Annotated in this window: 11 protein-coding genes and 2 pseudogenes; 4 read left to right on the top strand and 9 right to left on the bottom strand. The window is 71.5% G+C overall.

Going from position 1 to position 10689, the window contains the following annotated elements; all coding sequences use genetic code 11:
• Positions 1 to 89: 89 nt before the first annotated feature.
• A pseudogene (locus ACWEQO_RS24415) lies at positions 90 to 606 on the top strand (hypothetical protein); the annotation flags it as partial.
• Here the strand turns inward: ACWEQO_RS24415 and ACWEQO_RS24410 are convergent.
• The 4 genes from ACWEQO_RS24410 to ACWEQO_RS24395 form a co-directional block, all read right to left on the bottom strand.
• The gene (locus ACWEQO_RS24410; RefSeq protein ID WP_452985231.1) at positions 494 to 955 is read right to left on the bottom strand and encodes an SUKH-4 family immunity protein; all 462 of its coding nucleotides are present in this window, start codon (positions 953 to 955) and stop codon (positions 494 to 496) included. The pseudogene ACWEQO_RS24415 and the gene ACWEQO_RS24410 overlap by 113 nt on opposite strands.
• 268 nt (positions 956 to 1223) lie before the next feature.
• Positions 1224 to 1937, bottom strand: a complete 714-nt coding sequence (locus ACWEQO_RS24405; protein ID WP_361453466.1) for a carbon-nitrogen hydrolase family protein — start codon at positions 1935 to 1937, stop codon at positions 1224 to 1226.
• A gap of 184 nt (positions 1938 to 2121) precedes the next feature.
• A complete protein-coding gene (locus ACWEQO_RS24400) occupies positions 2122 to 2700 on the bottom strand; it encodes a flavoprotein (RefSeq protein ID WP_361453463.1) in 579 nt (192 codons plus the stop codon).
• A gap of 165 nt (positions 2701 to 2865) precedes the next feature.
• Positions 2866 to 3726, bottom strand: a complete 861-nt coding sequence (locus ACWEQO_RS24395) for a sulfurtransferase (RefSeq protein ID WP_452985230.1) — start codon at positions 3724 to 3726, stop codon at positions 2866 to 2868.
• Positions 3727 to 3959: 233 nt separating this feature from the next.
• Here ACWEQO_RS24395 and ACWEQO_RS24390 point away from each other — a divergent pair, with 233 nt between their 5' ends.
• Positions 3960 to 4928, top strand: a complete 969-nt coding sequence (locus tag ACWEQO_RS24390) for an alpha/beta fold hydrolase (protein ID WP_452985229.1) — start codon at positions 3960 to 3962, stop codon at positions 4926 to 4928.
• Positions 4929 to 5213: 285 nt separating this feature from the next.
• Here ACWEQO_RS24390 and ACWEQO_RS24385 read toward each other — a convergent pair whose 3' ends face one another.
• The 3 genes and pseudogenes from ACWEQO_RS24385 to ACWEQO_RS24375 form a co-directional block, all read right to left on the bottom strand.
• A complete protein-coding gene (locus ACWEQO_RS24385; protein ID WP_452985228.1) occupies positions 5214 to 5648 on the bottom strand; it encodes a pentapeptide repeat-containing protein in 435 nt (144 codons plus the stop codon).
• A 353-nt stretch (positions 5649 to 6001) separates the two neighbouring features.
• Positions 6002 to 6334: pseudogene (locus ACWEQO_RS24380) on the bottom strand (alpha/beta hydrolase); the annotation flags it as partial.
• A 386-nt stretch (positions 6335 to 6720) separates the two neighbouring features.
• A complete protein-coding gene (locus tag ACWEQO_RS24375) occupies positions 6721 to 7455 on the bottom strand; it encodes an alpha/beta fold hydrolase (RefSeq protein WP_452985227.1) in 735 nt (244 codons plus the stop codon).
• A 79-nt stretch (positions 7456 to 7534) separates the two neighbouring features.
• Between ACWEQO_RS24375 and ACWEQO_RS24370 the strand changes: the two genes are divergently transcribed.
• Positions 7535 to 8509: a helix-turn-helix transcriptional regulator gene (locus ACWEQO_RS24370; protein WP_452985226.1), complete on the top strand. Its 975-nt coding sequence runs from the start codon at positions 7535 to 7537 to the stop codon at positions 8507 to 8509.
• 654 nt (positions 8510 to 9163) lie between these two features.
• Here the strand turns inward: ACWEQO_RS24370 and ACWEQO_RS24365 are convergent.
• Together ACWEQO_RS24365 and ACWEQO_RS24360 are read right to left on the bottom strand one after the other, a co-directional pair.
• Positions 9164 to 9559 (bottom strand): DMT family transporter, encoded by a 396-nt coding sequence (locus tag ACWEQO_RS24365; RefSeq protein WP_452985225.1) that lies wholly within the window; start codon positions 9557 to 9559, stop codon positions 9164 to 9166.
• Entirely contained in the window at positions 9560 to 9874 is a 315-nt protein-coding gene (locus tag ACWEQO_RS24360; RefSeq protein WP_361453439.1) for a DMT family transporter, read from the bottom strand.
• An 83-nt stretch (positions 9875 to 9957) separates the two neighbouring features.
• On the opposite strand from ACWEQO_RS24360, the gene ACWEQO_RS24355 reads away from it, so the two are divergent.
• Positions 9958 to 10551: a TetR/AcrR family transcriptional regulator gene (locus ACWEQO_RS24355; RefSeq protein ID WP_361453436.1), complete on the top strand. Its 594-nt coding sequence runs from the start codon at positions 9958 to 9960 to the stop codon at positions 10549 to 10551.
• Positions 10552 to 10689: the final 138 nt, after the last annotated feature.

The following is a 10689-nucleotide window of genomic DNA, read 5'->3' as shown; positions in this document are numbered from 1 at the left end:
GAACAGCACCCACAACTCATCCGGTACCAGCCGCTCAACGAGATCCGTCATGCACGGTCCAACGAACGATCACGCCATAAGAAACGACGTCTAAGCCCTGGAAGGAGTCCCCGGCCCGGACCGCGACGCCAAGCTGGATCGCATCGAGCAGGTGCTGGAATGCTTCCCGGACCGGGTCTTCGCCTTCGACGAGTTCGGGCCGCTCGGCATCCGTCCACCGCCGGCTCCTGCCGGGCGAAGCAGTGCATGCCCGACCGGCTCCCGGCGACCTACCACCGCACCCACGGCGTCACCTGCTTCCACGGCTGCCACTCCGTCGGTGACGACCGGCTGTGGGGCGTCAACCGCCGCCGCAAGGATCACGCCCGCCACCCCGACATCCTGGCCGTCCAACGCGAGGAACGCGCCCGCATCCGCGGCGAGAAGGGCATCCGCCGGGACGGACGCCCCCTCGGCAGTGTGGCTCGAGCAGTCCGCTCGACGTTCCGCGTGGTCACACACTCATGCCGTAGCCCAGTTCCTCAGCCCCGATGTGCCAGAAGGAGTTCTCGTCGGCAACGGCCTCGGCGTCGAGCATCTCGAATCGTTCCAGCAGCGCTTCGGTGAGCGCGTCGGCGGCCTGCTCGGCCAGGTCCACGGCCTCGTCGTCGCCCGGACCGTCACCGGGCCCCTCGTATGCAGCGGCCTCAGCAGCGGCCTGCTCATAAGCGCGGTTGAAGGCGACGAACGCCTCGATGTCGGAGTTCACCAGTCGGGGAGCACCGCCTTCCGGCAGGCACCACAGCGAGCCGTCATCACGCCGCAGAGCGAACGCGCTCAGCCCTGGGTCGACCGCGACCAGGGCGTACCGCGCGCCTCCGACCGTGCGTTCCGCGAAAGGGGAGGCCTGCCACGCCCCGGGGTACGGGCAGCGGGAACATCCGGCCAGGAGCGAGGCGACTTCCGCGTCGATCATGCCGAGAACATAGCCCGCCCAGCCGACGCCTCACCAACCCGGTGAAGCTACAGGGACCGGAAGGCGGTGCCGTACCGACGCTGCTCGCTCACGCCGGTCGGTGGGTCGCAGACGACCAGGTCCACCTCGAGGGCCGGTCGGTGCCGTCCGGGACAACGGGACGCGCGGTGCTCGACCGGCCCCTCGGCGGCCTCGGCGGCATCCCGGGGGTCACGAGCCTTCAATGCCGCTGTCCGCCGGTCGCCGAGGCCCACGCTCCGACTCGGACTCACCTGACGAAGACCGCCCGCGCGAACCCGTCGGGGGCAGAGCTCGCTTCCGCAACCGGTTCCCCGTCGGCGGACCAGATGCCCGAGCGGCCGGACGTGCGGTCGAAACCGCCACCGGTCGGCCCCGCGAAGGCCGCCATGGCGACCCACACCCCTTGGTCGGCCGCGATCCTGCGGGCGCGCTCGCCGTGGACCTCGGCCTCGTGGTCGGCGTGGACGACCCCGGCCACATACCCGTCGATGCCCAGCGCTGCCGTCCTCTCGGCATGTTCGGGAACACCCGTGTCACGGCAGATGCCGAGCCCCAGCCGCCACCCGTCCACTTCGATCACGGCGGGCCTCCCCGGCACGAAGCCGACGGCCTCGCTGCCGTGCAGGTGGACCTTCCCGTAGGCCACGCGCGCACCGTCTCCGTCCACAGCCAGGATGCCGATGTGCGGACCGGGCACGGGCGCGCCGACCAGGGCGAGCGTTCCGGTATCGGCGCACGCGGCGACGATCGGAGCCAGTCGTTCGTCGTCCGGGGAGACCGGCGCCGCGTCCAGCTCGTATCCCGTCAACGACATCTCGGGGAAGACCACCACCCGCGCGCCCACCGCCCGGACGGCCTCCGCGTGAGCCACCGCGTTGGCCGTCACGTCGCAAGCCGTGCACCTCGGCTGCGCCACCGCGATGCTCAACGGCTGTTCCACCCCGCACTCCCCTCGCCGCATCGCACGATCATCCCAGAGAACGGCCGCACAACGAGCCGTTGCACACCAGCCGCGGAAGCCGACCGTCGTTCCACCGGCACATCACCGCCTGCCCGGACGCGACGCTCGCCGGCCTCGTCCCCCGAAGTCGCTGTTCGAGGCCGCCGTCCGGGGCCGACGGCAAGGTCGGCCGGTTCGCGGGACGCTACGCGGGCGCCCTGGGTTCCAGGAGGTCCAGTGCCTCCGTCCAGCGGAATCCGTCGGTGCCTCCCCCGGCCTTCGGTCGGTGCGGTTCGTACGAGCGGCCGATCAGGACGCCCATCCCGGTCAGCCGTTCCAGGCTCTGCCGGTAGGCCGGGTGGGCGGCCTGGGCCGCGTTGAGGTACGGCAGGACGGCGATGGGGACGCCCGTGCCGTACGCCTCGCACAGGATGCCCAGGGCCAGGGTGTCGGAGATGCCGGCGGCCCACTTGTTGACCGTGTTGAACGTGGCCGGGGCCACGGCGATCGCGTCCGCGGGAGGAAGGGGGCGGGCCTCGCCGGGCCTGCGCCAGGCGGAGCGGATCGGATAGCCGGTCTGCGCCTCGATCGCTTCCACGTCGAGGAAGCCCAGTGCCTGCGGGGTGGCCACGACCCCGATGTCCCAACCCCGTTGCCGCGCGGCGGTGATCAGCGTGCCGACCTCACCGGCGATCCCGCTCGCGCAGACGACGACGTACAGGAAGGGCTTCTTGTCCGAGGCGGACGGGACGGACGGGGCGGGCGGGGTGGTCGGTTCGGTCACGCGGGGACTCCCGGTCGGCGGCTGTGGTGGCGCGGTCCGGGCAGGATACGGCGGCGGTCGCGGGCGGTGGGGCCGTTGGTGGATCTGTGATGAGCACCCGAGGGCCAGAGGGTCCGGCAGGCCCCCGGACAGCGCAGGCCCGGGGGTCCGGGGGTGCCGGGGCCGTCAGTCGACTTCGAGGGGCAGGGCCGGGTCGGCGGCCCACTCGGTGAGGGAGCCGTCGTAGATCGCTACGTCGGGACGGCCGAGGAGGGCCAGATGGAAGGCCAGACCGGTGGCGGCGATGCCGCTGCCGCAGTACGTGATGACCTTCTTGGACTCGTCCAGGGCACCGGCCTCCTCGAAGAGCCCGCGGACCTCGTCCGGACCGCGGAAGCGGCCGTCGGATTCGGCGAGTTCGGGGAACGGAACGTTCGTGCTGGAGGGGATGCGGCCCGGGCGGGCATAGGTCTGGCGGGTGCCGGCGAAGGTCGGCCGGTCGAGGGAGTTCACCAGCCGGGTGCCGGGGTCCTCGATCGCGGCGAGCACGGCGTCCTTGTCGGCGTACAGCTCGGGACGGCGGTTCGCGGTGAACACGGCGGGCCCGTTGGACTCCACGCCGCTCTTGACCTCGTGGCCCGCCCGGATCCAGGCGGGGAGGCCGCCGTTCAGCACCGAGACGTCGTCGAAGCCCTCGTAGCGCAGGTTCCACCACAGTCGGGTGGCCCAGATGTTCGGGCCCTGGTCGTAGACGACCACGTGCGTGCCGGGGCCGACGCCGAGAGCGCCGAGCCGGGCGGCGAACGTCTCGCTGTCGAGCGCGGTGAACGTGGTGTCCGCGTCGGGGTCGGCGAGGTCGTTCAGCAGGTCGGCGAAGACGGCGCCGGGTATGTGGGCCTTCTCGTACGCCTGGCGGCCCGACTCGACGTCGTAGTAGCCGTCGCCCTCGGGCTGGGTGAGGAAGGTGGTCGCGTCGAGGATCCGGATCGCGGGGTCCCCGAGGCGCTCGTGCAGCCAGGCCGGGTCCACCAGCAGGGGGTGAGACATACGTGTTTCCTTTCCTCGCATTTCCTACGGCTCCCGACGGAACGCCGGGGCGCCCTACAAACGTACCCGTTTGAGAAATATGTCTCATTAGGTGGACATCCGGGTGCTCCGAGGGCCTCTCGGACCGAGGCATCGACGGCGGCCCTCACTCGACCGGGCCAGTTCGCGGTGCCGTGCCGACCGGTGGAACGCAGTGTCGCCGTGCAGTCGTTTCCCTCGGCGAAAGAGTGGTCATGAAGCACATACGACGCGCCGCCCGGCGGGCACTCCACCTGGCCGTCCTCCTCCCCGCCGCGGCCCTGGCAGCCGCCGGCCCGGCCCTGGCCTCCCGGAGCGGCGGTGGCGCCGGACCACCTGCGGGCGCCAAGCCGACCATCGTGCTGGTGCACGGCGCCTGGGCGGACGCCTCGGGCTGGAACGAGGTCGTCCGGAGCCTCCAGGCCCAGGGCTATCCGGTGGTCGCCACCGCGAACCCGCTGCGCGGCCTCTCCGACGACTCCGAGTACCTCGCCGCCCGGCTCAAGACGATCAAGGGCCCCGTCGTCCTCGCCGCCCACTCCTACGGCGGCGCCGTCATCACCGACGCGACGGCGGGCAACCCGAACGTCACGTCCCTCGTCCACATCGCCGGATTCGCCCCGGACAAGGGCGAGAGCACCCTGCAACTGGCGGCCAAGTACCCCGGCAGCCGCGTGACGGACGACCCCGAGGCGCCCGTCCCCACCGCCCTGGACGCCGTGCCGTTCGGCGACGGCCCCACCGACGTCGACCTCTACCTCAAGCCGGACAAGTTCAGCGAGGTCTTCCTGAGCGACCGGCTCGAGGCCAGCCGGGCCAGGGCTCTCGCCGCCTCGCAGCGGCCGGCGGCCCTCGCCACCGGCAGCGAACCGACCACCGCGGTCGCGTGGAGGACGATCCCCTCCTGGTTCCTCGTGGCCACCGACGACCGCACCATCGGTACCGAGAACCTGCGGTTCATGGCGAAGCGGGCGGGTTCGACCACCGTCGAGGTCGACGCCCCGCACGCCGTACTGGAGGCCGACCCGGGCGAGGTCACCGACCTGATCCTGCGGGCCGCGCACGACTCGCGCACCGCTCTCGCCCGGACCGGCGCGGGTGAGCAGGCCGCGCTCCTCGGCGGTGCGGCGGTCCTCGCGGTCGCCGGGGGCACGGCCCTGATCCTGTGGTCCCGCCGCACCTGAGGCAGAGGACGTACCCCCGTACGACTGCGCCGACAGCCTGTCCCCCTCACGGGCGCCGACGGAGGGCGAGACATCTGCCGAAACCACGGGCCGTCTCCGGCAAACCGACCGATGAGATCCCCGCCGAACTGACCGTGCCGGTGGGCTTCGACCAGGTCCTCGCGGCTCAGTACTCCGGCCGTAGAGCGTGATCTCGCGTGGCGTCGCCGGGTGCCTCGGTCGGCGCGGGCTGGTGCTCGACCTCGGCCCGGTCGGGGTGGGGATCGGCGCACCGCCCGGTAGGCCCTACTCGTTCCCGTCGTGCTCGGGTGGCCAGCCGATGACGCCTTCCGTTCGAACGTTGCGTAGGGTCGCTCCCTCGAACCGGGCCCCGGTGACGTCGGTCAGCCCGAGCGGGGGCATACCGGTGTTCACGCTTCCGATTCCGGCGCCGGTCAGATCGGTGTCGCGCAGGTCGGCACCCCGTAGATCGCATCCGGCCAGGCTGACCTCGCGCAGTGAGGCCCCGCGCAGGTCTGCGCCCCTGAGGTCGCAGAACTTGAACCAGCACCCGTCCAGGGTGGCGTGGCGCAGATCTGCCCCGATGAACAGGCAGCGGGTGAACCACAGCCGTGACGTGCGAGTGGAAGCAAGGTTCTGGCCGGTGAAGTCCTCACGGTGCACGGCCGCATGGCTGTGCAGCGCGGCAAGTCGTCGTCTCGCGGTCGGTGACGTGGTCATGTGCGCCAGAGTGTCAGCCGGGCCGGTGGCCGTCGCCCGGATTTCCGACGATTCGCCGCCCGGTCGAGCCTCACCCGCAGCCGGAACCGTTTCAACTGCCGTCCGAACACCCTCAAAATGCCTGTCCCGGGCTCCGGGGACGGCCCCGGCTCTCCTTACTCGGCCGTCGCTTCCGGCTCCCGCACCAGTTCGCTCACAGCCCGTTCATCTCCGTCGCCCATCGGTCGGTCCGCCCAACTCCCCCACCCCGCCGAGGGACACGGCCCGCCCCGCCCACAAGCACCGCAGGGACGCGTACAGCGCCCCCGATTGGCTTCTCACCCGGCGCCAACGCTGAAACCCCAGAACGCCGGCGGGCCGATGAAGGACTCGAAGATCTCGTCGACCGGCTCGCCGGCCTGCATCGCCCGGCGGAGGTCGGCACGGGCCTGCTCGTCGGCGGCGGAACGGGGCCGGTCACCGCACTCGGCGGCGTCGATGGTGGCCACCGCGTAACCGCGCGCCGCGGTGTACCGGGCCCGGGCCACCAGCCGGGGTTCCGCCTTGGGCAGGCCGTTGTCGTGGGCCCTCAGGATCAGCGGGGCCGGTTCGGATCCGGGCGTCCACAGGGTGCCGGGCATCTCACCCAGGGTGAATTCGCGTTCGAGGACGTCGTCGTCGAGGCGCTGCTCGGAAGTGAACTGCATGGTCGTATCTTTCGGGGGTGCGCTGGAACGGCGCTCCCGGACGACCTGTCGCCCGACCACGACCCCGGAGGGGAGCACCCATGTCGATACTGCGTTCCCGGGTACCACCTCCTCGTTCTCTCGCACGGCCTCCGGGAGATCAGCAACGGTCGCCATGGTCCGCCAACGGGTTTGCGCAAAGGCTCCGTAGCCGGATGCCACGGAGCCGGAACACTACGCGGAGCCACTTGGGGCTTCATCGCGGCTTCCCGAGGTGAGGCCCTGCGACGGCGGGGCGCGCTGGGGCGCTGTCGTTTCTCAGGTCCTGGCTCAACTTCGGTGATGTCTCCGGTCACGCCGGGTTCAGGGCCATGCCGTGCCAGGCGTCCCGCAGGTCAGGCAGGCGGTCAGGAGACGGCCTTGTCGAGGATGTCGGCGAGTTCGGTGGGCGCGGACAGCATCGGCCAGTGCCCGGTGGGCAGGTCGAAGCGCCGCCACGGCGGCTGGTTCAGGTAGGCCAGCATCGGCACCCCGGCATCCAGCAGCCCCGTGAAGTCATGACACGCGACCAGGACACGGTCCACACCGGGACCGGGCTCGGCCGGGCCGGTAAGACGCTGGGCGTAGGTGCCGAACGGCTGGGGGGTGGCACGCGAGCGCAGAGCGTCCCGCCGGCCCTCATCGAGCCCGTCGAGGCTGCTGGACAAGCCCAGGACCTCGAACGGCGGCATCGGCAGCCGCCACCCGTCACCGGAAGCGGAGACCTGGTGACGCAGCTGGTCCGCCGCCCGCGGTGGCATGAGGTCCAGCATGCACATGCCCGCGGCGAAGGGGGCGCTGTCCACATGGACCACGCGCTCCAGCCGGTCGTCGAGACGTCCGGCTGCCCCGGTCACCGGAGCAGCCGCATAGCTGTGGGCGACCAGCGTGACGTCGCGCAGATCGTTCCGCTCGACGAAGCCGGTGATGTCCGCGATGTGCGTGTCCAGGTCCGTCTCGGGTCCGCCCTGGTCCGCGTGCTCGGCCAGGCCCGTCAGTGACAGCGGCAGCGCCGCGTGGCCGCGCTCGCGCAGAGCGCGGGCGGTGTCTTCCCAGGCCCACGCCCCGAGCCAGGCACCGGGAACGAGTACGAAGGTGGCCATGTGATCTCCCAGAAGTAGGTGCTGCGGGGAGCGTAAGGTCGATACAGGACAGAATCCGCCCTGAAATGCCGAGTGATCCATGTCGCATCCCCTCACCCGCGTGCTGACCCTGCTGGAGCTCCTCCAGTCCCACGTCCGGCTCACCGGGGCGGAGCTGGCAGACCGCCTGGACACCGACGTCCGCACCGTGCGCCGCTACACGGCCCACCTTCGCGACCTGGGCATCCCCGTGGAGGCCGAACGCGGCCGCTACGGCGGCTACCGACTGGCCCGCGGCTACCGCATGCCACCTCTGGTCCTCACCAATGACGAGGCCCTCGCCGTCGTTCTCGGCCTGCTCGCGGCAGAACGTCTGGGCATGGGCACTGCCGCGCCGGCCAGTGCCGGTGCCTTGGCCAAGATCGAGCGGGTGCTCCCGCACGCCCTGCGCGAACCGCTCGCCGCCATGCGGGAGACCCTGTCCTTCACCGCCGACGCCGTGATCGGGCAGGCGCCCGGAACCGGCGTTCTGCTGGCACTGGCCCAGGCCTCCCGCGCCCACACGACCGTCGGCATCAGCCACCGGTCCTGGCGCCGGGAACACACCGAACGCGACATCGACCCGTACGGCGTGGTCTTCCACACCGGCCGCTGGTACGTCGTCGGCCACGACCACCTCCGCGACAGCCTGCGGACCTTCCGCATCGACCGCATCGCCTCCGTCACCCCCCGAGCCGACAGCTTCACCACACCCGACGGCTTCGACCCCGTGGCCCACCTGACCTCGACCCTCGCTCAGGGGCCCTACCACTGGCAGGTCGAGGTGACGATCCATGGCCCCCTCGATGAGATCGCCCGCCGGCTGCCCCGCTCAGCGGCGACCCTCACCGCCCGGCCCACCGGCGTCCTCATGCACGCACGGGCAGAACGGCTGGACGGCATGGCCCACATGCTCGCCTCCCTGGAGTGGCCCTTCACCATCCACCATCCCGACGAACTACGGCAGGCGCTCAAGAATCTGGCCGCCCAGCTCACCGCAGCCGCCCAGCGGAGACCGGAAGAACTACCGCAGTAAATGCCGGATTTACTGCGGCAGTTCCTGAAGGGCGGGACGGACGTGGCGATCGAACCGGTGACCGAACTCGGGAGCGGAGGCGCGCTCCGCCTGCCGCGCGCCCGGGTGGTGCCGCTGTCCGCCCCGCCGTCGTCGTACACCGCGGCGGTCGAGCGGTACCTCACCGGCGCGGGCATCGCGAAGTCCTCGGCGCGGATCTACCGGATCTCGCTGACGACGTGGGGGGATGCTCGCCGGCGAGCCTGCGCCGACGGGGCCCGCCCGCCGGGGCGCGAAGCCGCCCCAGTTCCCTGTCGCCGCGATCGACGACCCGGCGCTTCCGGAGGTGCTGGCCGAACTGGCGGCGGCGCGGGCGGACGAGATGGACGCCGACACCGTCAACCGCGAACTGTCCATCGCGCGCAAGGCGATCGGCTGGTGGCAGCGCCAGGGCTGGATCGGCGGCGACCCGACGATCGGCATCGAGCGGCGGCCGGCACCGCCCGACCGCACCAAGGCCCTGGCCGAGAACCTTCCGAGCCGGCCGACCGGCTCGGGGGTGTCAGCAAACGGTGGTGCACTCGAGCGATCGACGCGTCACCGCCGTTCAGGAGCTGAGCACAGAGCTCTGACGCGCTGCGGTAGCCGTGCGCCCCGGTGTGGCCGGGATGGATCTCAAGGGGTCGGCTTCGGTGCCGCGGCGGTGTCGGGTCGGTCTTCCGGACTGCGGGGAGCCGGGCCGTTCCCGGTCGGGCCCGGCTTGGACAGCCTGAGTCCGGCGATGCATCCGATGACGCCGGCCAGGAACAGCACTTTGAGCACGCTCGCCTCCTCGGTGCCGGTGGCCATGGCCCAGGTGACGGTGAGTGCGGCGCCGGTGCCGGTCCACACGGCGTAGGCGACGCCGATGGGGATGTGCTTCGCGGCGCGCGCCAAGCCGACCATGCTCAGGACCACCGCGACGAAGAACACCACGCTCGCGACGGGCTCGGACAAACCGTCGCTGGCGCCGAGCGCGGTGGCCCAGACGGCCTCCAGCACCGCGCTGACGAAGAGAATCACCCAGGGCATTCAGCTCACCGCCTTCAGTCCGACGACGCAGCCGATCAGGCCGGCCAGCAGGGCCGCGCGGAGGGGGGTCAGCCTCTCCTGGCCCCGCGCGGCGGCGACCACGACGGTCAGGACGGCGCCGATGCCGACCCACACCGCGTAGGCGGTGCCGGTGGGCAGCGAGGTCATCGCGTAGGCCAGGCCCACCATGCTCAGCGTCATGGCGAGGGCGAAGACGGCGGTCGGCGCGAGCCGCCGGAATCCCTGGGACATCCCCAGGGCGGTGGCCCAGACGGCCTCCAGCACAGCGGAGGCGATCAAGACGGTCCAGGCCATGTGCACGTTCCTCTCCACGCGTTCGTACGACTGTACCAAAACGACGGTAACACGTAGTCGTACAGTCGTGCGACAATGGTGTCATGCCTCGTGTGATCGACACCGATGAACGCAACCGCCGGATCGCGGAAGCGGCGTGGAGAGTTCTGGTGCGTGACGGCATCCCGGCGCTGTCGGTGCGCAAGGTCGCTGCCGAGGCGGGGCTGCCGCCGAGCTCGCTGCGCTACAGCTTCCCGACCCAGGCCAGCTTGCGGATCAGGGCGTACGACATGGTGGTCGAGCGCTTGGCCGACCGGGTCGCCGCCATCGCGCCGGGTGACGACTGGGCACGGGCGGTACTGCTGGAACTGCTGCCCCTGGATGAGTCACGGCGCCTGGAGATGGAGATCACCGTGGTCCTCGGCACGGCCGCGATGACGGACGACGACCTGCGCGCGACGCACCACAGGGCGCACCGGGCCATCAGGGACCTGTGCGAACGGGTGGTGCGCGTACGGGGCGTGGCCCCGGAGGAGGTCCGGGTCGAGACGGAGCGTCTGCACGCGCTGGTGGACGGACTTGCTCTGCACATGATCCGACAGGGCGAGGACGAGGACACGGACTGGGCAGTCCGGGTGGTGGACACCCACCTGGCGAAGCTGGAACGAGCCCCGTCGCCTCAGGCGCTGCGACCGTAGCCCGGTCGCCGGCGAGGCGGAAACGACGAGGTCGTTCGGAGCCTCCGGAGCGCGCACGGCTCGCCCGCCCCGGTCCCGCCCGGACCGGGGCGGGTGAGCAGGCCGTACTCCTCGGCGGACCGGCGGATCGGCGGACCG

It is taken from the genome of Streptomyces sp. NPDC004051, assembly GCF_053604275.1.
This window is presented reverse-complemented; position numbering and strand designations above follow the sequence as displayed.

Coding starts and splice junctions, on each gene's coding strand:
- ACWEQO_RS24365 (WP_452985225.1), bottom strand. CDS start 9,559: ATGCCCTGGGTGATTCTCTTCGTCAGCGCGGTGCTGGAGGCCGTCTGG.
- ACWEQO_RS24395 (WP_452985230.1), bottom strand. CDS start 3,726: ATGTCTCACCCCCTGCTGGTGGACCCGGCCTGGCTGCACGAGCGCCTC.
- ACWEQO_RS24370 (WP_452985226.1), top strand. CDS start 7,535: ATGTCGCATCCCCTCACCCGCGTGCTGACCCTGCTGGAGCTCCTCCAG.
- ACWEQO_RS24410 (WP_452985231.1), bottom strand. CDS start 955: ATGATCGACGCGGAAGTCGCCTCGCTCCTGGCCGGATGTTCCCGCTGC.
- ACWEQO_RS24375 (WP_452985227.1), bottom strand. CDS start 7,455: ATGGCCACCTTCGTACTCGTTCCCGGTGCCTGGCTCGGGGCGTGGGCC.
- ACWEQO_RS24355 (WP_361453436.1), top strand. CDS start 9,958: ATGCCTCGTGTGATCGACACCGATGAACGCAACCGCCGGATCGCGGAA.
- ACWEQO_RS24390 (WP_452985229.1), top strand. CDS start 3,960: ATGAAGCACATACGACGCGCCGCCCGGCGGGCACTCCACCTGGCCGTC.
- ACWEQO_RS24405 (WP_361453466.1), bottom strand. CDS start 1,937: ATGCGGCGAGGGGAGTGCGGGGTGGAACAGCCGTTGAGCATCGCGGTG.
- ACWEQO_RS24385 (WP_452985228.1), bottom strand. CDS start 5,648: ATGACCACGTCACCGACCGCGAGACGACGACTTGCCGCGCTGCACAGC.
- ACWEQO_RS24360 (WP_361453439.1), bottom strand. CDS start 9,874: ATGGCCTGGACCGTCTTGATCGCCTCCGCTGTGCTGGAGGCCGTCTGG.